Origin of the sequence: Citrobacter sp. Awk 4 (genome assembly GCF_028069725.1) — a bacterium.
Lineage (GTDB): Bacteria > Pseudomonadota > Gammaproteobacteria > Enterobacterales > Enterobacteriaceae > Citrobacter_D.
This window is the reverse complement of record NZ_JANEWG010000007.1, coordinates 109,652-130,182: the sequence shown is the minus strand read 5'-3', so window position 1 is coordinate 130,182 and position 20,531 is coordinate 109,652. Positions and strand designations below refer to the sequence as shown.

Below are 20,531 nucleotides of genomic sequence, written 5' to 3'. Positions count from 1 at the left end.
CTAATAGAGTGTTTCATTAAGATAATTATACAAAGTTTGCTTAGGATAATTCTGAGTTGCTGTTAGAATCTTGTCAAAGAAGGATTCTTTCATCAAGTTTTGTACTCAGGTTATATGGCATGCCATCACTTAATGTTAAACAAGAAAAAGATTCGGAATTTACTGCCTTGCAACCTGCATTGGCAACCAGTAATAGTAATGAGATTGATTTATTAAACCTCATTGATGTTTTATGGCGTGCGAAAAATCGAATTGTTGCTGTCGTTGTTGTCTTTGCATGTGCCGGGTTACTGATCTCATTTCTCCTGCCGCAAAAGTGGACCAGTGAGGCGATTGTCACACCACCTGAACCTATTCAATGGCAAGGGCTTGAGAAAACCCTGACGAAACTGCGGGTGATGGATTTGGATGTGAGCGTCGATCGCGGCGGCGTATTCAACCTTTTTATCAAGAAGTTTCAATCCCCTTCATTACTGGAAGACTATCTCCGCTCATCACCTTACGTTATGGATCAGCTGAAAGATGCCAGGATTGATGAGCTGGATTTGCACCGGGCCATTGTGGCGCTGAGTGAAAAAATGAAAGCGGTCGACAGTAATGCGGGTAAGAAAAATGAAACGTCGTTATATACGTCGTGGACCCTGAGTTTTACCGCACCGACGAAAGAAGAGGCACAGAAGGTTCTTGCAGGATATATCCAGTTTATTTCTGAACTCGTGGTGAAAGAGTCACTTGAGAATATTCGCAATAAACTGGAAATCAAAACCAGTTTTGAGAAAGAGCGACTGGCAATGGATCGGGTAAGGCTCAAAAACCAGCTCGAGGCCAAAATTCAGCGACTCAATTACTCACTGGAGATCGCTAATGCAGCTGGGATCAAGAAGCCGGTCTACAGTAACGGTCAGGCCGTAAAAGATGACCCTGATTTCTCCATTTCACTGGGTGCAGACGGTATTGCACGTAAGCTGGAAATCGAAAAATCTGTGACGGACGTTGATGAAATTAACGCGGAATTACGTAATCGCCAGTACCTCGTTGATCAACTGAGCGCGATGAATGTCAAGGATGTCAAATTTGTCCCCTTTAAATACCAACTGGCGCCTTCACTGCCCGTGAAGAAAGACGGTCCAGGCAAGTCTGTCATCATTATTCTGGCGGCTTTAATTGGCGGCATGGTGGCGTGCGGTGGGGTATTACTGCGCCATGCATTGATATCCCGTAAAATGGAAGAATCCCTCTCAATGGAAGAGCGGTTGACCTGATGGTCTGCCGGAGGGGTCAGGCCCTCCGGCTATCATGACAGGGGCGTCCGGAGACTAGATTCCGGAACGTCCAAGCGGTACGACTAGAGGCGTTCCAGCGATCGGGTCTTCAATGATCATGCAACGCAATCCATAGATTTTTTCAATCAGTTCCGACGTCACAATCTCCTTCGGCGCGCCCTGTGCCACTATTTTGCCGTCACGTAACGCAATCAGATGCGTGGCATATCGACAGGCCTGATTCAAATCATGCAGGACAGCGGCAAGGGTATAACCTTTCTCACGATTCAGTTCACTCAGCAGCTCCAGCAGATCAATCTGGTGGCTGATATCCAGCCATGTCGTGGGTTCATCCAGTAGCATGATCGACGTCTCTTGTGCCAGCACCATAGCTATCCAGGCTCGTTGACGCTGCCCGCCGGAAAGCGTGTCCACGCTTTGTGTCGCCAGGTTGGTGATCCCCGTGGCGCGCATGGCCCGCATGACCGCCTCTTCATCTTCTTTGCGCCAGCGGGTAAACAAGGGTTGATGCGGATAGCGACCACGCGCGACTAACTCCTGGACGGTAATATCGCCGGGCGTGGTGGCATTTTGTGCTAACAAACCGATACGACGGGCAACTTCTTTACTGGCGTAGTGCTGAATATGTTCTCCATCTAACCAAACGTGTCCTTTGGCGGGGGTCATCAGGCGACTCAACGTACGCAGCAGCGTCGATTTTCCGCAACCATTCGGCCCGATAATGGCGGTGAAGTGGCCGTCGGGAATCGAGACACTCAGATTTTCTGCCACGGTATATTTGCCGTACCCCAGCGTTAACTGGTCGCCACGCAAACGGGCTACTGATTCGGTCATTTTTTGCGAGACTCCTGAATTAACAAGACGATAAGGTAAATACCGCCAAGACTTACCGTAACAACGCCCACCGGGAACTGGTAAGGCATAAACAGTTGTTGAGCAACCTGATCGGCGAGCAGCAGTAATACTGCGCCACACAGGGCTGACTGGGTTAATCCCCAGCGAGCGGTGCCGCTGAGGCGACGCGCAATATGCGGCGCGACCAGTGCAATAAAAGAGATAGGACCTGCGAGCGCCGTCGCGGCGGCGGTCAGAACCACCGCCACCAGCATCATCAGTAAACGAGACCGCTCCACGCTAACGCCGAGCGCGCAAGCGCTGTCATCCCCCATCTCCAGCAGGCGCATACGCCGTACCAAAAGCGCCGCGCAAACCAGCATGGCGACTATCAACGGGGCAGAGGGCCAGGTTTTCGCCCATGTCAGACCATTGAGCGAGCCCGCATTCCATAAACCGGCGGTAAGTGCCGTCTCTAATGAGGCTTCCAGCAGCAGCCAGGTATTAAATGCCACCAGCATCGCGCGTACGCCGATGCCGATAATAATCAGCCTGAAGGTCTCAATACCGTTACGCCAGGCAAGCGCCCAGACCACCAGTGAGGTGAGTATCCCCCCTAACATCGCGGCCAGCGCAATTGCGGTCAGGTGTTGACCAAACAGCACCATAGCTATCAGCACGCCGCTCCAGGCGCCGGTGTTGAATCCCATCACATCCGGGCTTCCCAGCGGGTTACGCATTAACGACTGGAAAATCGCGCCGCTGACGCCAAGCGCGGCGCCGATAAGCAGCGCCATCAGTACGCGCGGTAAACGCCATTCGGTGACGACCAGCGTGATACTGCGCGGCGCATCCCCCCACAACGCAGCGATAACTTGTGGGGTATCCAGTGTGACGGCGCCGCTACGCAGGCTCCATAAACTGATGCATACCGCACCGAACATCAGCCACAGACAGCACAGGATCAGACGGCGGGAAACGTGTTTCATACGCCGGCACCTCCGCGTTGTCTGCGTCGGACAAGGAAAATAAGTACCGGCGCGCCAATAAACGCGCTGACGACCGAAACGCGTAATTCGCCAGGCACAATCACACGACCAATAATATCGGCAAACAGCAGCAGGGCGGGGGTAGCCAGCAGTGTGACGGGTAAAGACCAGAGGTGATCGGCCCCCACCAGCCAGCGCGCCATGTGTGGCATCATTAGACCAATAAACGCGATGGGGCCGACCATCGCCGTGGCACTCCCGCATAACACGGTAATCACCAGCAAACCGATAATTTGGGTTCGCGCCACCCGGTTGCCGAGCGCCGTGGCGGTATCGCTGCCCAGACTCAGGCTATTGAGCGACCGACTCAGGCATAACGCGACGATGCCTGCTATCAGTACCGGCACCAGAACCACCTTCAGCGTTTGCAAACTGCGGATATCCAATGAGCCCGCTTGCCAGAAGCGGAGTTGGTCGTACACATCCGGGTTGAGTAGAGCAATACCACTGGAAAGCCCTTCCAGCACCGCGCTGAGCGCAACGCCCGCCAGCGTCAGCCGTACAGGACTTAACTGACCGCCCCCCTGGCTGCCGGTAAATACCACAATCAGCGACGCCGCAAGGGCACCGGCAAATGCCATCAAGAGTTGTTCTTGTGCGGAGGAATAGCCGAAAAGTGCGGCACCTACAACAATGGCGAAACTGGCTCCTGCATTAACGCCAAGAATACCTGGATCGGCAAGTGGGTTGCGGGAGAGCGTTTGCATTAAGGCACCGGCAAGCCCCAGCGCGCCACCGGCCAGTAATCCGGCCAGCGTACGCGGCAGTCGTGCATCCAGGACGATAATGCAGTCGGGGCTTTGACAGCTACCGGTCAGTGCATCCAGAACGACAGAGGCTGGCAGTGATTTTGCGCCGATAGCCAGACTTAATGCAGTGGCGAGAACAAGTAATAACAACAATCCGGGGACGGCGATCGCGCGCGTCACGGGAACAGAGCATGACATATCAACTTCCCTGATAATGATAGTAATTATCGTTATCGATCTTATTTGGTTATGTTAGCATGTGCAGACTCTGAATGGATATTTAAAAAAGCTCGTATTAAGGCGTTGTAATGAATCGACAATCCTGGCTGTTGAATCTCAGCCTGTTGAAGACGCACCCGGCATTCCGTGCTGTTTTCCTTGCCCGTTTTATCTCCATCGTTTCGCTGGGTTTGCTCGGCGTGGCGGTTCCGGTACAGATCCAAATGATGACCCACTCAACATGGCAGGTCGGTTTGTCGGTGACGCTGACCGGTAGCGCAATGTTTGTGGGGCTGATGGTAGGCGGCGTATTGGCCGATCGCTATGAGCGTAAAAAAGTGATCCTGCTGGCGCGGAGTACCTGTGGGATAGGTTTCATCGGCCTGTGTCTGAACGCGCTGCTGCCGGAACCGTCGCTGCTGGCGATTTATCTGCTTGGTTTATGGGATGGCTTCTTTGCTTCGCTGGGCGTCACCGCGCTGTTGGCGGCAACACCCGCACTGGTCGGTCGTGAAAATCTGATGCAGGCGGGGGCGATAACAATGCTGACGGTTCGTCTGGGATCGGTGATCTCCCCCATGCTGGGAGGACTGCTATTAGCCTCGGGGGGCGTGGCCTGGAACTATGGTCTGGCTGCCGCAGGCACCTTTATAACATTGCTGCCGTTATTGCGACTTCCGCTGTTGCCTCCACCGCCTCACCCCCGTGAGCATCCGCTTAAATCGCTGCTGGCGGCGTTCCGCTTTTTGTTTGCCAGTCCGCTTATCGGCGGTATTGCGCTGCTTGGTGGTTTGCTGACGATGGCAAGCGCGGTGCGGGTACTCTATCCGGCGCTGGCGCTGAACTGGCAAATGTCTGCAGCGCAAATTGGTTTTCTCTATGCCGCTATTCCCCTCGGCGCTGCGGTAGGCGCGCTGACCAGCGGACAACTGGTTCACAGTGTCCGTCCCGGTCTGATTATGCTGGCCTCCACGGTAGGTTCCTTCCTGGCGATTGGCTTGTTTGGCCTGATGCCTGTCTGGACGTTGGGCGTCATTTGCCTCGCGCTGTTTGGCTGGCTCAGCGCCATCAGTTCGTTACTGCAATACACGATGCTACAAACGCAAACGCCGGAATCGATGCTTGGCAGGATTAATGGCCTGTGGACGGCGCAGAACGTCACTGGGGATGCTATCGGCGCGGCGCTGTTAGGCGGTCTGGGCGCGATGATGACACCGGTTGCCTCGGCAAGCGTAAGTGGATTCGGCCTGGTGATTGTTGGGTTATTACTGCTGCTGTTGCTGAGTGAGTTGCGGCGTTTTCGCCAACAGCCAGCAAGCGCCTGATGGCGCTTCGCTTATCAGGCCTACGGGATAGGTAGACCTGATAAGGCATTAGCCGCCATCCGGCAAAATAAATTAAAACAGGGCGGCAAGACGGTTCAACAGTAACGTCGCACTGTAGTAGTCCAGGCGGAACGTTTCGGTGCCCAGCGCGTAAACGTGTTTACTTTTTACCGCCGGCAGGTGCGCCAGCAACGGGTTGGCATAAATGGCATCAGCATCGTTGCTGTCGCCAGCAAACAGGAACAGCGCCTCACCGTTCAGACCGGCGGCCAGATTTTCACCGCCAAGCTGGACGATGTCGTGCCGCTTACCCTGGCTGGTGCTGGTCTGCATGTTTGCTGGCAGCGGCGCCAGTGTGAAGCCGAGTTGCTCCATCATCTTGCCCTGCGCAGATTCAGGCGTCCATAAATTGGCGGTGTGCGCGGCGGCGGTGTACACCAGCGCGCTGACAGGCTGTGGCGGCAGTTTAATCTGCTGTTTTACCGCCGCCATCTGCTTATCAAATTCAGCGATGCGTTCCGCCGCCTGTTTTTCCTGCCCCGTGATCTCGCCGAGCTGCGTCAGCAACGACTGCCAGCTTTTATCGTCATAGTTGATGATCAGCGTTGGTGCGATAGAAGAGAGCTGATCGTAAAGCGCCAGCGCAGAGTCGCCGCCGGTGGCGCTGATCAGAATAAGGTCAGGCATCTGTGCGGCTACGGCTTCAGCACTGGGTTCGCCAATGTACAGACGGTTTAGCTTGCGCGCTTTCGCGACTTCGCTCCATTGGCGCAGGAATCCCTGATCGTCACCGACGCGGTTGTTGGGCGTGGTGGCCCCGCTGGCAATGACCGGAGCGTCAATGGCCAGCAGCGAACCGGTCAGAGTGACGCTGGTAGAGACAATACGCTCAGGTTTGTGCTCCAGCGTGTGTGTTCCACGGCTGTCGGTTACCTGACGTGGCCAGTCAGCGGCGTGGGCTGAGGAGAATCCGAAAACGAATAGCCCAATCATCAGGCCAGGCAGAAAAGGTAATCTCACAAATCAGTTCCTGTTATCAGTGAAGTTAATGCTTCTCATTTTCATTGTTAGTGAAAAGGGATGCAAGTCAAAGTCGCACAATGTGTTAGCGCAAGAGTTGACATGTCGTCTGTTTACTTTTAGGTTAGCGACCGAAAATACAAATGATAATCATTATTAAAATCTTTATTGTTTTTGGAGGATGATATGGATGCGTCACTGGTCGAGGATGTACAGCAGAAAATGACAACGCTTACCCCCGATCATTTTTTCTTTATGTCGCCGTATCGCAGTTTTACGACGTCCGGATGCTTCGCCCGCTATGATGAACCCGCTGTGGATGGGGATTCCCCAGACAGCCCGTTTCAACAAAAACTACATACTCTGTTTGCCAGAGCCAAATCGCAGGGGATTAAAAACCCGATCATGGTAGGCGCAATTCCCTTCGATACACGCCAGCCTTCATCGCTGTTTATACCAGAGTCCTGGCAGGCGTTTTCTCGCCCGGCAAAGCAACAGTCATCGCGCTATTTCATTGAATATCCGTCGTTGAACGTCGTTGCGCGTAATGCCATTCCTGAACAGGATGATTTTGAGGAAATGGTGGCGAAAGCGGCAGCGCTGACGGCGACGCCGGAAGTCGACAAAGTGGTGTTGTCGCGTCTTATTGATATCACCACCGACGACAATATTGATAGCGGAGCCTTGCTGGAACGCCTGGTGGCGCAGAATCCTGTTAGTTACAACTTCCATGTCCCGCTGGAAGACGGTGGAGTGTTGCTCGGCGCCAGCCCGGAATTGCTGCTGCGTAAAGAGGGCGATCATTTCAGTTCTCTGCCGTTGGCCGGGTCGGCTCGCCGCCAGCCTGATGATGTGCTGGACAGAGAGGCGGGGAATCGTCTGCTGGCATCTGAGAAAGACCGGCATGAACACGATCTGGTCACTCAGGCGATGAAAAAGGTGCTGCGCGATCGCAGCCGTGAATTACAGCTTCCGTCCTCTCCGCAACTAGTAGCCACCCCAACGCTATGGCATCTCGGTACACCGTTTGAGGGCAAAGCGAACACACAAGAGAACGCCCTGACGCTGGCGTGCCTGCTGCACCCGACCCCGGCGTTGAGCGGTTTCCCGCATCAGGTCGCGAAAAAGTGGATCGCGGAACTTGAACCGTTTGACCGTGAATTGTTTGGCGGCATCGTCGGCTGGTGTGATGCCGAAGGCAACGGTGAATGGGTTGTGACGATCCGCTGCGCGACGTTACGCCAGAATCAGGTGCGCTTCTTTGCGGGGGCGGGAATTGTGCCTGCCTCTTCTCCGATCGCGGAGTGGCGTGAAACAGGCGCGAAACTTTCCACCATGTTGAATGTTTTCGGACTGCATTAAGGAGCGATGATGAGCATTCCGTTTACCCGATGGCCAGATGAATTTGCCCGTCGCTACCGTGAAAAAGGCTACTGGCAGGATTTGCCCTTAACAGACATTCTGACCCGCCATGCGCAGAGTGATAAAACGGCGGTGATTGAGGGCGAGCGTCACCTGAGCTATCGCCAGCTCAATCAAGCCTCGGAGAATCTGGCCTGTAGTCTGCGTCGTCAGGGGATTAACGCAGGCGAAACTGCGCTGGTACAACTGGGCAATGTGGCTGAGTTATACATCACTTTTTTCGCCCTGTTGAAGATAGGTGTCGCTCCGGTACTGGCGCTGTTCAGCCATCAGCGAACCGAACTTAATGCGTACGCAACGCAAATCGAACCGACGTTACTGATTGCCGATCGCCAGCATGCGTTGTTCGCCGGGGATGATTTCCTTAATGCGTTTATTGCTGAACACACCTCTGTTCGCATCGTGCGATTGCTTAATGACGAGGGCGAACACAACCTGCGCGAGGCGATGAATCAACCCGCCGCAGATTTCACTGCGACCCCGTCGCCTGCTGATGAAGTGGCGTACTTTCAGCTTTCCGGCGGCACAACCGGTACGCCGAAGCTGATCCCGCGTACCCATAATGACTATTACTACAGCGTGCGTCGTAGCAACGAAATCTGCCATTTCAGCGAAGAGACGCGTTATTTGTGCGCCATTCCGGCAGCACATAACTATGCCATGAGTTCTCCGGGATCGCTTGGCGTATTCCTGGCGGGGGGGGCCGTGGTACTGGCCGCTGATCCGAGCGCCACGCTGTGCTTCCCGCTCATTGAAAAACATCAGATCAATTCAACGGCGCTGGTGCCCCCGGCCGTCAGTCTGTGGCTTCAGGCCATTGGCGAGTGGGGGAGCAATGCGCAACTGGCGTCGCTGAAACTGCTGCAAGTGGGGGGCGCACGGCTCTCAGCCACGCTGGCGGCACGCATTCCGGTCGAAATTGGTTGTCAGTTGCAACAGGTGTTTGGGATGGCCGAAGGGCTGGTGAACTACACCCGTCTGGACGACAGCCCGCAGCGCATTATCCATACCCAGGGTCGCCCAATGTGTCCGGATGATGAAGTCTGGGTGGCGGATGCCGAGGGCAATCCACTGCCGCAAGGGGAAACCGGTCGCCTGATGACGCGTGGGCCGTACACATTTCGCGGCTACTTCAAAAGCCCTGAACATAACGCCAATGCATTTGATGCCGACGGTTTTTACTGCTCAGGCGATCTGATCTCGATCGACGAAGCAGGATACATCACGGTGCAGGGGCGGGAAAAAGATCAGATCAACCGTGGTGGCGAGAAGATCGCCGCCGAAGAGATCGAAAACCTGTTATTGCGTCACCCTCTCGTGATCCACGCGGCGTTGGTCAGCATGGAAGATGAGCTGATGGGGGAGAAAAGCTGCGCATATCTGGTGGTGACATCACCGCTGCGTGCGGTACAGGTACGACGTTTCCTGCGTGAACAGGGCGTTGCGGAATTCAAATTACCGGACCGCGTGGAATGTGTTGAGGCTCTGCCTCTGACCCCGGTAGGTAAAGTCGATAAAAAACAATTACGTCAGTGGCTGGCGTCACGAATACCTGCCTGAAGGAGAAAATAACATGGCTATTCCTAAACTGCAGGCTTACGCGCTGCCTACCGCACTGGATATTCCCGCCAGCAAAGTGAACTGGGACGTTGAACCGGAGCGTGCCGCGCTGCTTATCCATGATATGCAGGACTATTTCGTCAGCTTCTGGGGCGATAATTGTCCGATGATGGAGCAGGTGATCGCCAATATCGCCGCGCTGCGTCAGTACTGTAAAGAGCACCATATTCCGGTCTATTACACCGCTCAGCCTAAAGAGCAAAGTGATGAAGACAGGGCGTTGCTGAACGATATGTGGGGACCGGGGCTGACGCGCTCTCCCGAGCAACAAAAAATTGTCGGGCCATTGGCGCCGGATGAGGCCGATAACGTGTTGGTGAAATGGCGTTACAGCGCATTCCACCGTTCTCCGCTGGAGCAAATGCTGAAAGAAACCGGCCGCAACCAACTGATCATTACCGGGGTGTATGCGCACATTGGTTGTATGACCACCGCCACGGATGCCTTCATGCGTGATATTAAGCCGTTTATGGTGGCGGATGCGCTGGCCGACTTTAGTCGTGACGAACATCTGATGTCGCTGAACTATGTGGCGGGACGCACCGGCCGCGTGGTCATGACGCAAGAACTGTTGCCCACGCCGGTGCCTGCCAGCAAACAGGCGCTGCGAGCGACAATCCTGCCATTGCTGGATGAGTCCGACGAGCCGATGGACGATGAAAATCTGATCGACTACGGTCTGGATTCCGTACGCATGATGGCGCTGGCGGCACGCTGGCGTAAGGTACACCGCGACATCGATTTTGTCATGTTAGCGAAGAACCCGACGATTGACGCCTGGTGGACGCTGCTCTCCCGTGAGGTGAAATGATGGCAGGGTTTGATTTCCAGGGCAAAACTGTCTGGGTGACCGGTGCCGGAAAAGGCATTGGCTACGCGACGGCGCGGGCGTTTGTCGACGCGGGCGCGCATGTTACAGGGTTCGATCGTGAATTTACGCGCGACGACTATCCGTTTGCTACGGAAGTGATGGATATTGCGCAGCGTGAGCAGGTGGCGCAGGTATGCCAGCGCCTGTTGCACAAAACCGAACGTCTGGATGTGCTGGTTAACGCGGCGGGAATTTTGCGCATGGGCGCTACGGATGAACTCAGTGCTGATGAATGGCAGCAGACCTTTGCCGTCAACGTGGGCGGCGCGTTTAATCTCTTCCAGCAGACGATGGCGCAGTTTCGTCGCCAGCAGGGGGGGGCAATCGTCACCGTGGCTTCCGATGCCGCACATACGCCGCGGATTGGCATGAGCGCTTATGGCGCATCGAAAGCGGCGCTGAAAAGTCTGGCGCTGACCGTCGGGCTGGAACTGGCCGCCAGTGGCGTGCGGTGCAATCTCGTGTCACCGGGGTCAACGGACACCGATATGCAGCGCTCGTTGTGGGTCAGTGATGACGCCGAACAGCAGCGAATTCGCGGTTTCAGCGAGCAGTTTAAACTCGGCATTCCGTTGGGAAAAATCGCGCGTCCGCAGGAGATCGCCAATACCATTTTGTTTCTGGCTTCCGATCTGGCGAGCCACATTACGCTGCAGGATATTGTGGTCGATGGCGGCTCAACGCTGGGGGCATAACGATGATCTGGAAACGCCATTTAACGCTTGAAGAACTGAACGCGACCAGCCAGAACACGATGGTGGCGCATCTGGGTATTGTATACACCCAACTGGGGGACGACGTGCTGGAAGCGGAAATGCCGGTTGATGCCCGGACTTACCAGCCGTTTGGTTTACTGCATGGCGGGGCGTCAGCAGCGCTGGCGGAGACGCTGGGCTCAATGGCGGGTTATCTGATGACCCGCGATGGGCAGTGCGTTGTCGGCACTGAACTGAACGCCACGCACCACCGGGCGGTATCACAGGGAAAAGTGCGCGCTGTGTGCCAGCCGCTGCATATCGGACGGCAAACTCAGAGTTGGGAAATTGCGGTCTTTGACGAACAAGAACGACGTTGTTGCACCTGCCGTTTAGGGACTGCTGTTCTGGGGTAATGTCGGCAAAATAAAATGATATTTGCAGGGCAACAGGTGAATGGAGTGATCCAGTTAACAATGCAATGTAAATAATCAGTGATATCTCTGGTTTATGAGGTTGTCATGTTGTTAAAACCAGCAAAGATGTTATAGAAACAAAATGTAACATCTCTCTGGAACACGCAAACGGACAACAACCATGAATAAATCAGGGAAATACCTCATCTGGACAGTGCTCTCTGTTATGGGAGCATTTGCCCTGGGATATATTGCGTTTAACCGTGGTGAACAGATCAACGCGCTGTGGATTGTGGTGGCGTCAGTCTGTGTCTATCTCATAGCCTACCGTTTTTATGGTCTGTATATCGCCAAAAATGTGCTGGCGGTTGACCCGACGCGTATGACGCCTGCCGTGCGTCATAACGACGGTCTGGATTATGTCCCTACCGACAAAAAAGTGCTGTTCGGTCACCATTTTGCCGCCATTGCTGGCGCGGGCCCGCTGGTGGGACCGGTGCTGGCGGCGCAGATGGGCTACCTGCCCGGCATGATCTGGCTGCTGGCTGGCGTGGTGTTAGCCGGGGCGGTACAGGATTTCATGGTGCTCTTTGTCTCGACTCGCCGCGACGGTCGCTCGTTGGGGGAATTGGTCAAAGAGGAAATGGGCCCTACAGCAGGCGTCATTGCGCTGGTGGCCTGTTTTATGATCATGGTGATTATTCTGGCGGTGCTGGCGATGATTGTCGTCAAAGCCCTGACCCACAGTCCGTGGGGAACCTACACCGTGGCGTTTACCATTCCACTGGCGATTTTCATGGGGGTTTACCTGCGTTATCTGCGCCCTGGGCGGATTGGTGAAGTGTCGGTCATCGGTTTGGTGTTTCTGGTCTTTGCCATCATTTCCGGTGGTTGGGTGGCCGAAAGCCCGACCTGGGCGCCGTACTTCGATTTCACCGGCGTACAACTGACCTGGATGCTGGTGGGATACGGTTTTGTGGCGGCAGTACTGCCTGTATGGCTGCTGCTGGCACCGCGCGATTACCTCTCTACCTTCCTGAAAATTGGCACCATCGTGGGTCTGGCGGTCGGCATTCTGATTATGCGCCCCACGCTGACCATGCCCGCGCTGACCAAGTTTGTTGACGGTACAGGGCCGGTGTGGACGGGCAACCTGTTCCCGTTCCTGTTTATTACGATTGCCTGTGGGGCGGTCTCCGGATTCCACGCGCTGATCTCTTCCGGCACCACGCCGAAGATGCTGGCGAACGAAGGCCAGGCCTGTTTTATTGGTTACGGCGGTATGCTGATGGAATCCTTCGTCGCCATTATGGCGCTGGTTTCCGCCTGTATTATCGATCCGGGCGTGTACTTTGCCATGAACAGCCCAATGGCTGTCCTGGCGCCAGCCGGTACCACTGATGTGGTGGCGTCTGCGGCGCAAGTGGTGAGCAGTTGGGGCTTTGCTATCACGCCGGACACGCTGCATCAAATCGCCAGTGAAGTGGGTGAGCAATCCATTATCTCGCGTGCAGGCGGCGCACCGACGCTGGCGGTGGGGATGGCTTACATTCTGCATGGCGCGCTCGGCGGAATGATGGATGTTGCGTTCTGGTATCACTTCGCGATCCTGTTTGAAGCGCTGTTTATTCTGACGGCGGTGGACGCAGGAACCCGCGCAGCGCGCTTTATGCTGCAGGATCTGCTGGGTGTGGTTTCTCCGGGGCTGAAACGTACCGATTCACTGCCTGCCAACCTGCTTGCGACAGCGCTCTGCGTGCTGGCCTGGGGCTACTTCCTGCATCAGGGCGTGGTTGATCCACTGGGCGGTATTAACACCCTGTGGCCGCTGTTCGGTATTGCTAACCAGATGCTGGCGGGTATGGCGCTGATGCTTTGCGCAGTGGTCCTGTTCAAGATGAAACGTCAGCGTTACGCATGGGTTGCGCTCGTACCCACGTCCTGGCTGTTGATTTGTACGCTCACCGCTGGCTGGCAAAAAGCGTTTAGCCCGGACAACAAAGTGGGCTTCCTGGCTATCGCCAATAAATTCCAGGCGATGATCGACAGCGGCAAGATCCCGGCGCAGTACACCGAATCGCAGTTGTCACAGCTGGTGTTTAACAACCGTCTGGATGCCGGTCTGACCGTCTTCTTCATGGTGGTGGTCGTGGTGCTGGCAGTGTTCTCCATCAAGACAGCGTTGGCTGCCCTGAAGGTCGACAAACCGACGGCGAAAGAGACGCCGTATGAGTCGATGCCGGAAAATGTGGAAGAGATTGTGGCACAGGCGAAAGGCGCGCACTAATCTTCAATTATTAAGCCCTCTCCGACCGGAGAGGGCGCTTGCATAACAGGTAACCGCTATGTTTGATACGCTCTCAAAAGCCGGGAAATACTTAGGCCAGGCGGCAAGGTTGATGATCGGCGTGCCGGACTACGACAACTATGTTGAGCACATGCGCATCACGCATCCGGATCAAACGCCGATGACGTATGAAGAATTTTTCCGTGAGCGGCAGGACGCGCGCTACGGTGGAAAAGGCGGCGCGCGTTGTTGCTAGTTTTGTTCACTCTTCCAGAATCGGTGATGTGGTCAACTGGCGTTATTTCACCGTCCAGGCTTTCGAAAATTGGCGACCTGCAAACAACTCCTGCAGGCCGTTGATTTGTTTCAGACGCAGCACTTCATCATCATCCATCCCTAACTCTTTACCGATTTTTTTCTCGTCCCAACCCAGTAGTGAGAGTTCACGAACGATTTCTGACATGGCGTGGATCTGGTGGCGGCCTCGTGCGCGGTTGTGACGAATCGTGGACGCAATACGTTCATGGCGCGTGCGTTCCAGGCAGGTGACGGGCAGATAGCCTTTCAGACGCGCTTTTAGCGCCGCTTTTCCTTTCCCTAATTCATGTCGATGGAAACCGTCCACGATATCGTAGCTATCCTCACTGGACTGCGCCACGACAATTGGTTGTGTGAAGCCGTCTGCTTCAATGGATTTTAGTAACAGTCTTTTCTCCGGCGGCGCCACATTATTTGGGTTGTAATCGTTAGGGGTGATTTGTTCGTTTTTTATCCATAATACGCAGTCGACAGGCTCATGACGAAAAGGGCTGACGCTGTGGATGGCAATTCTGAACTCGTTAATGGCGCGGATCCGTTCCTCTTCCGGCAGCGCCGAGAGAAAGTGGGTTAATTCCTGAGTTAATCGTTGTTGCATAATATTCCCCATTCCTGACGTTTCGTTTTCATGCGTTCGTTATAACGCTGGTAACTTTTCGGTTTTGTAGGACTGAAAGAGAGCGCCCGACACCAGTAATCATTATTCAGCAGCACTTTGCAGATACGTCGCCATGACGGGATATCTTTTGTTCCAATATCGCTCTCCTGCGTTTGGGGAATATCGTCCAGACCTCTCTTTTTATACCACTGTAAATAGACGGCGATTTTATTGCAGTAATGATCAGCGGTCTGTTCCGGCATGCTGTTCAGCAGCAGTAAAGCGTACTCCTTCCAGCTGAGATGATCGGGCTTTAAGAGTTTTCGATGACCATAAAAATGGTTGTCGTGACCGGCATAGATACCACCGCTTTTCACACCGCTCACGCGCGCGCACATGGCAGCCCAGCGTTCGGGTTCGAGGACATGGTACAACCACAGCCCCTGGCGTTGTTCCGGGCCGAAGGGTTCGCAAATCCGCATGTAGCGGGTAGGTACGCCAGCCTGGTACATCAGGTTATACAATGGATTACAGCGCTTGTTCGTTTTCGCGAACCAGGTCCAGATGTCTGCGGTTTTCCAGTCATATATTGGATAAATGTACCAGGTGTGTCCGCCTGGCGCGGACGTTGTCCAGGGTTTGTCATCAGCAAAACGCTGCTTCTGTAAGGAGGCGATAGCGCCAAACCGATTGTAAGACTCGTCGGCACGAATACCGATCAACATGGCGGCAGGGCGCTTGTTAGAAAACCAGTCAGCAAAAAAACGAACAAATTGCTCAAAGGTCATATTCGGTTGATAGAAAGGAAAATAGCCAGGATCAGTAATAGCATCCGCTGGCGGTTGACGCACCCAGTCTGTATTGGGGGCCCAGCATTGCCATTCTGGTTGGTATTGGGATAATGAATTTTGTGTCGTCAGAGGCAGGGCAACCCAATAAAAATCGTCGATGACATCGGAATAATCATTTTTCAGCGCCTGGACATACTCAATGGTACAAGAGAATTGCGCTTCCCAGTCAATGAATAATATGCATATTTTTTTCTTTAATTGGCGGGCAAGAGTTGCGGTCAGATGCAGCATAAGACCAGAGTCTTTACCGCCAGAAAATGACACACAGACCCGTGGGAGCGTTTCAAGCGTCCACATAATGCGCTCTTGCGCGGCCTCCAGGACATTTTGATCAAGCGGATATTTATAGATGGACATTTTGGTAGTGACTCATAATAGCAATTTGATTTTACTCGAAATGTTTTAATATAAGATATGCTAAATATTTAAACATGCAACAGTTAAAAGCATTGTGTTTATGAATATACAATAACCACCAATAAAGGGCGTGAATTAATTTAATTAGGATAAGAGAGGTAATATTTGTTATTTATTACTCCTGATTTAATCAGGATATATATTCTGAAAACTATTTATTGCTTAACGATGTGCGGTTATACATTTCATTGCGTTGAACGCACAGTTTTTGCAACAACTGGCTCACGGCGGTAAGGGAAGTGATTTATTTAGCCGGGTGACTGGAATGAGAACAATCACCCTTTATATTGACGTTAACGACTATTCATCATGGCATCCAGTTGCGCTTTTTCTGGTAATCCCACAACCTGCTGCAACGTATTTTCTTTATTCATATAGTAGATAGCGGGGGTAACGTTGGCCCCCAGATCGTCCATGATTTTTTGATTGGCGTTCAGGATACGCATCGCCTCAGGAGGAACAGATGTCGGGATTTCCAGCTTGAGTTTGCCATTCGAGGCTTCATAGTCGTGCCAGGTTTTTGCCGGATCTTTTGTGGTCAGAATCGCAGCCGCAGTTGCCGGACTTTCCGGTTTTATCACGCCAACCAGCAGGGTTCGCAATTGTACTTTGCCGGATTCTACCCAGGGGCGTGCCTGTTGCCAGAACTGCTTGCAGTAAGGGCAGAAAGGATCGGCAAACACATAAAGTACAACGGGCGCATCCTTTTTACCGTCTAACAGCCAGGATGACTTTTCCATGCGCTGCCACAGTTCTCGCCCGGCGGGTGCATAGATCTCTTTTTCTATCAACGCATTGCTGAGGTTCTCACCTTTTTCATTATACATGTACCCGGATATCGCCTGTTTGCCGTCCGGGGTGAGATAAATGGTGACGCCCATGTCCTGGTATTTTCCCAGGTAACCTTTCATCCCGCCCGGTGCGTCAAAGGATTTCAGAATTGTAATACCTTGTTTTTCGATGGCTTTGACCGGCGCTGGCAGTTCTTCCGCCTGAGCGATGAGAGGGAGGAGAGCGAGCAGTAGTGTTCGTTTTAGCATTGTTTTTCCTTAAAAATCAGTGCGAAAGAAAGGTCGATGATCAAACCTATCGCAGCCATAGAGAAGACCTTAAGCCGGATGATTGCCCTTTCTTCAGTGGGGTGTTGTAATCCCCTTCGCTGTTACAGCCTTTGTTAAGGTAATGTAGAGCGCAACACATAGCCAGTTTCACTGGCACTGAAGTTACCTACGGGTAGTTCAGGTAATGGGGCCGCCTGAAAAGGGGGCCTTTTTACTTTTTGTCGCCGGTTGGCGGCTTAGGGTTCACAAAGTTGTCTTGCGTCGGTTGTTAGATAACGCTTATTGATTTGATAATGGAAACGCATTAGCCGAATCGGAAAAATTTCGTTAACTTACAACCCAACGAAAACACGGAGGAAGTATAGATGTCCTTGATTAACACTAAAATTAAACCTTTCAAAAACCAGGCGTTCAAAAACGGTGAATTCATCGAAGTTACCGAAAAAGATACCGAAGGCCGCTGGAGCGTCTTCTTCTTCTATCCGGCTGACTTCACTTTCGTATGCCCGACTGAACTGGGCGACGTTGCTGACCATTACGATGAACTGCAGAAACTGGGCGTAGACGTTTACTCTGTATCTACCGACACCCACTTCACTCACAAAGCATGGCACAGCAGCTCTGAAACCATCGCGAAAATCAAATATGCGATGATCGGCGACCCGACTGGCGCCCTGACCCGTAACTTCGACAACATGCGTGAAGACGAAGGTCTGGCTGACCGTGCAACCTTCGTTGTTGACCCGCAGGGTATCATTCAGGCTATCGAAGTTACCGCTGAAGGCATTGGCCGTGATGCGTCTGACCTGCTGCGTAAAGTGAAAGCGGCTCAGTATGTTGCTTCTCACCCAGGTGAAGTTTGCCCGGCGAAATGGAAAGAAGGCGAAGCGACTTTAGCTCCTTCTTTAGACCTGGTTGGTAAAATCTAAGCCTTTAAGGTGCTTCGAATCCGGATGGCGCTACGCTTATCCGGCCTACTAATCGGGCCTACAACATCGTAGGCCGGGTAAACGAAGTGCCACCCGGCAATTAATGGGCGCATCAGCGCCCATTTCATTCAAACCCCATGATGCAAGCCGCATCCAGGCAGCCGAATGAGGCCGCTTGCATGATGATGTTTTTAAAGCAGGAGATTAACGATGCTCGACACTAACATGAAAACCCAGCTCAAGGCTTACCTTGAGAAGCTGACGAAACCTGTTGAGCTGATTGCCACGCTGGATAACAGCGCCAAATCGGCGGAAATCAAGGAACTGCTGACTGAAATTGCTGAACTGTCAGAGAAAGTCACCTTTAAAGAAGACAATAGCCTGGCTGTACGCACGCCGTCTTTCCTGATAACCAACCCAGGTTCAACCCAGGGTCCGCGTTTTGCTGGTTCCCCGTTGGGGCATGAATTTACCTCTCTGGTTCTGGCGCTGTTGTGGACTGGCGGTCATCCGTCGAAAGAAGCGCAATCGCTTCTTGAGCAGATCCGCGAAATCGACGGTGATTTTGAGTTTGAAACCTATTACTCGCTCTCTTGCCACAACTGCCCGGATGTGGTGCAGGCGCTGAACCTGATGGCGGTGCTGAACCCACGTATTAAGCATACGGCAATCGACGGCGGAACATTCCAGAACGAAATCACCGAACGTAATGTGATGGGCGTTCCGGCGGTTTACGTTAACGGCAAAGAGTTCGGCCAGGGGCGTATGACCCTGACGGAAATCGTCGCGAAAGTCGATACTGGTGCAGAAAAACGCGCAGCAGAAGAGTTGAACAAGCGTGATGCGTACGATGTGCTGATTGTCGGCTCAGGCCCGGCGGGCGCGGCGGCAGCTGTTTATTCTGCGCGTAAAGGCATTCGCACGGGATTGATGGGTGAACGCTTTGGCGGTCAGGTACTCGATACCGTGGATATCGAAAACTACATTTCGGTGCCGAAAACCGAAGGGCAAAAGCTGGCGGGTGCCTTAAAAGCGCACGTCGATGATTACGATGTGGATGTGATTGATAGCCAGAGCGCCAGCAAACTGGTTCCAGCCACGCAAGAAGGCGGTCTGCACCAGATTCAAACGGCATCCGGGGCGGTGCTGAAAGCCCGAAGCATTATCATTGCGACGGGGGCCAAATGGCGCAATATGAATGTGCCGGGGGAAGACCAATATCGTACTAAAGGCGTCACTTATTGCCCGCACTGCGATGGCCCGTTGTTTAAAGGCAAACGTGTCGCCGTCATTGGCGGTGGTAACTCCGGTGTCGAAGCGGCTATCGATTTGGCCGGTATTGTGGAGCACGTGACGTTGCTGGAATTTGCGCCTGAAATGAAAGCCGATCAGGTACTGCAGGATAAAGTCCGTAGCCTGAAAAACGTCGATATCATCCTGAACGCGCAGACTACTGAAGTGAAAGGCGATGGCAGCAAAGTCACAGGGCTTGAGTATCGTGACCGTGTCAGTGGCGATGTCCACAACGTTGCGCTGTCGGGTATCTTTGTGCAGATTGGTCTGTTACCGAACACTAACTGGCTGGAAGGCGCTGTTGAACGTAACCGCATGGGTGAAATCATCATTGATGCGAAATGTGAAACCAGCGTGAAGGGCGTATTCGCCGCCGGTGACTGCACCACCGTACCGTACAAGCAGATAATTATTGCGACGGGTGAGGGCGCCAAAGCTTCCCTGAGTTCGTTTGATTATCTGATTCGCACCAAGACCGCATAAAAAAAGACAGTAAGACTGTCACCTGCAAGCTCAAACCGCCTGTGAAATTCCAGGCGGTTTTTTTATTGTTCTCAGTAACAACAAAAAGCCCTGCCGGACAGATTCCTGGCAGGGCTTTTCAGTATCAGACTCGGGCGAATTAACGCACGACTAACACGGGCAGGTTGGCATGGCGAACAACGCTTGACGCATTAGAACCGAGAAGATGTGTGCTGATTGACGGGTTTCGCGACCCAATAACCACCACATCTGCCTTCAGCTCTTCCGCTAACTCGTTGACGGCGTCCCGCACGCTGCCAAATCGAACATGCGGCTTAATCCGCGAAGGATCAAGACTGAAATGACCGACCATCGTTTGCAGACGGGTTTCCGCTTCGTGCTGCAGATGCTCTTCAAAGCGGCGAACATCGGCGGCGAACCGATGCAAACTCAAACTGGCGGAACCCGGCAGGACATGCAGCAGATGAATGACGCCATCCTGTTGCGCCAAAAATTCAGCGTGGCGTACGGCCTTGTCACTCAGTTCCATTTCGAAAACATCAACCGGCATAATGATTGTTTTGTACATAAGCAGTCTCTCCTTGTTATCGCATGAACATATAACATCATACTAATGAATATGATTCTGTCAGTCACGGCACAGATTTAGTTTATTAAAGGATTAGAGAGGAGACAATTCCGGGATAAGGGATTACCAGTGCTGTTCGAGAAATAGCACCGCGGCAACGAGAATCGCTGCTATCAGGATATACACTACCGTGATACCGAGAACTTCAGCCATACGCTTTTCC

At 53.2% G+C, this 20,531-nt stretch carries 20 protein-coding genes; 11 read left to right on the top strand and 9 right to left on the bottom strand.

Annotation, left to right across the window (positions count from 1 at the left end; all coding sequences use genetic code 11):
- The first annotated feature begins 119 nt into the window (after nucleotides 1-119).
- Complete coding sequence (wzz(fepE), locus tag NNO04_RS04785) at nucleotides 120-1,262, top strand: LPS O-antigen length regulator Wzz(fepE) (protein ID WP_271443699.1); 1,143 nt, start codon at nucleotides 120-122, stop codon at nucleotides 1,260-1,262.
- 54 nt (nucleotides 1,263-1,316) lie between these two features.
- Here the strand turns inward: wzz(fepE) and fepC are convergent, their stop codons facing one another.
- From fepC to fepD, 3 genes are read right to left on the bottom strand one after another with little or no spacing between them, the layout of a single operon-like run.
- Nucleotides 1,317-2,117, bottom strand: coding sequence for an iron-enterobactin ABC transporter ATP-binding protein (gene fepC / locus NNO04_RS04780; RefSeq protein WP_271443698.1), 801 nt, complete (start codon nucleotides 2,115-2,117; stop codon nucleotides 1,317-1,319).
- A complete protein-coding gene (gene fepG / locus NNO04_RS04775; RefSeq protein ID WP_271443697.1) occupies nucleotides 2,114-3,106 on the bottom strand; it encodes an iron-enterobactin ABC transporter permease in 993 nt (330 codons plus the stop codon). Before fepG ends, fepC begins: the two co-directional genes overlap by 4 nt.
- Nucleotides 3,103-4,113, bottom strand: coding sequence for a Fe(3+)-siderophore ABC transporter permease (fepD, locus tag NNO04_RS04770; RefSeq protein WP_271443696.1), 1,011 nt, complete (start codon nucleotides 4,111-4,113; stop codon nucleotides 3,103-3,105). Before fepD ends, fepG begins: the two co-directional genes overlap by 4 nt.
- A gap of 110 nt (nucleotides 4,114-4,223) precedes the next feature.
- On the opposite strand from fepD, the gene entS reads away from it, so the two are divergent.
- Nucleotides 4,224-5,459: an enterobactin transporter EntS gene (entS, locus tag NNO04_RS04765; protein ID WP_271443695.1), complete on the top strand. Its 1,236-nt coding sequence runs from the start codon at nucleotides 4,224-4,226 to the stop codon at nucleotides 5,457-5,459.
- Nucleotides 5,460-5,531: 72 nt separating this feature from the next.
- Here entS and fepB read toward each other — a convergent pair whose 3' ends face one another.
- Entirely contained in the window at nucleotides 5,532-6,452 is a 921-nt protein-coding gene (fepB, locus tag NNO04_RS04760) for a Fe2+-enterobactin ABC transporter substrate-binding protein (protein WP_271443706.1), read from the bottom strand.
- A 213-nt stretch (nucleotides 6,453-6,665) separates the two neighbouring features.
- Between fepB and entC the strand changes: the two genes are divergently transcribed.
- The 7 genes from entC to NNO04_RS04725 all read left to right on the top strand — a co-directional run bounded on the left by entC (nucleotide 6,666) and on the right by NNO04_RS04725 (nucleotide 14,046).
- Nucleotides 6,666-7,841, top strand: a complete 1,176-nt coding sequence (gene entC, locus NNO04_RS04755; RefSeq protein ID WP_271443694.1) for an isochorismate synthase EntC — start codon at nucleotides 6,666-6,668, stop codon at nucleotides 7,839-7,841.
- A 9-nt stretch (nucleotides 7,842-7,850) separates the two neighbouring features.
- Complete coding sequence (gene entE, locus NNO04_RS04750) at nucleotides 7,851-9,461, top strand: (2,3-dihydroxybenzoyl)adenylate synthase EntE (protein WP_271443705.1); 1,611 nt, start codon at nucleotides 7,851-7,853, stop codon at nucleotides 9,459-9,461.
- Nucleotides 9,462-9,474: 13 nt separating this feature from the next.
- A complete protein-coding gene (locus NNO04_RS04745; protein ID WP_271443693.1) occupies nucleotides 9,475-10,332 on the top strand; it encodes an isochorismatase in 858 nt (285 codons plus the stop codon).
- The gene (gene entA / locus NNO04_RS04740) at nucleotides 10,332-11,087 is read left to right on the top strand and encodes a 2,3-dihydro-2,3-dihydroxybenzoate dehydrogenase EntA (RefSeq protein ID WP_271443704.1); all 756 of its coding nucleotides are present in this window, start codon (nucleotides 10,332-10,334) and stop codon (nucleotides 11,085-11,087) included. The genes NNO04_RS04745 and entA overlap by 1 nt, the downstream gene beginning before the upstream one ends.
- A gap of 2 nt (nucleotides 11,088-11,089) precedes the next feature.
- Complete coding sequence (entH, locus tag NNO04_RS04735; RefSeq protein ID WP_271443692.1) at nucleotides 11,090-11,503, top strand: proofreading thioesterase EntH; 414 nt, start codon at nucleotides 11,090-11,092, stop codon at nucleotides 11,501-11,503.
- A 181-nt stretch (nucleotides 11,504-11,684) separates the two neighbouring features.
- Nucleotides 11,685-13,790, top strand: a complete 2,106-nt coding sequence (gene cstA / locus NNO04_RS04730; RefSeq protein WP_271443691.1) for a pyruvate/proton symporter CstA — start codon at nucleotides 11,685-11,687, stop codon at nucleotides 13,788-13,790.
- 58 nt (nucleotides 13,791-13,848) lie between these two features.
- Complete coding sequence (locus NNO04_RS04725; protein ID WP_271443690.1) at nucleotides 13,849-14,046, top strand: YbdD/YjiX family protein; 198 nt, start codon at nucleotides 13,849-13,851, stop codon at nucleotides 14,044-14,046.
- Nucleotides 14,047-14,088: 42 nt separating this feature from the next.
- On the opposite strand, the gene NNO04_RS04720 is transcribed toward NNO04_RS04725, so the two are convergent.
- The 3 genes from NNO04_RS04720 to dsbG all read right to left on the bottom strand — a co-directional run bounded on the left by NNO04_RS04720 (nucleotide 14,089) and on the right by dsbG (nucleotide 17,014).
- Complete coding sequence (locus NNO04_RS04720; protein WP_271443689.1) at nucleotides 14,089-14,706, bottom strand: IbrB-like domain-containing protein; 618 nt, start codon at nucleotides 14,704-14,706, stop codon at nucleotides 14,089-14,091.
- Nucleotides 14,691-15,914, bottom strand: coding sequence for a phosphoadenosine phosphosulfate reductase (locus NNO04_RS04715; protein WP_271443688.1), 1,224 nt, complete (start codon nucleotides 15,912-15,914; stop codon nucleotides 14,691-14,693). The genes NNO04_RS04720 and NNO04_RS04715 overlap by 16 nt, the downstream gene beginning before the upstream one ends.
- Nucleotides 15,915-16,267: 353 nt before the next feature.
- On the bottom strand, nucleotides 16,268-17,014 hold the full coding sequence (gene dsbG / locus NNO04_RS04710; protein WP_271443687.1) for a thiol:disulfide interchange protein DsbG: 747 nt from the start codon (nucleotides 17,012-17,014) through the stop codon (nucleotides 16,268-16,270).
- Nucleotides 17,015-17,400: 386 nt separating this feature from the next.
- Between dsbG and ahpC the strand changes: the two genes are divergently transcribed.
- A complete protein-coding gene (ahpC, locus tag NNO04_RS04705) occupies nucleotides 17,401-17,964 on the top strand; it encodes an alkyl hydroperoxide reductase subunit C (RefSeq protein WP_008501015.1) in 564 nt (187 codons plus the stop codon).
- Nucleotides 17,965-18,174: 210 nt separating this feature from the next.
- Nucleotides 18,175-19,740, top strand: coding sequence for an alkyl hydroperoxide reductase subunit F (ahpF, locus tag NNO04_RS04700; protein WP_271443686.1), 1,566 nt, complete (start codon nucleotides 18,175-18,177; stop codon nucleotides 19,738-19,740).
- Nucleotides 19,741-19,879: 139 nt separating this feature from the next.
- Here the strand turns inward: ahpF and uspG are convergent, their stop codons facing one another.
- The gene (gene uspG, locus NNO04_RS04695; RefSeq protein WP_271443685.1) at nucleotides 19,880-20,308 is read right to left on the bottom strand and encodes a universal stress protein UspG; all 429 of its coding nucleotides are present in this window, start codon (nucleotides 20,306-20,308) and stop codon (nucleotides 19,880-19,882) included.
- Between the two features lie 123 nt (nucleotides 20,309-20,431).
- Nucleotides 20,432-20,521, bottom strand: coding sequence for a small membrane protein YldA (gene yldA, locus NNO04_RS04690; protein ID WP_271443684.1), 90 nt, complete (start codon nucleotides 20,519-20,521; stop codon nucleotides 20,432-20,434).
- Nucleotides 20,522-20,531 lie beyond the last annotated feature (10 nt).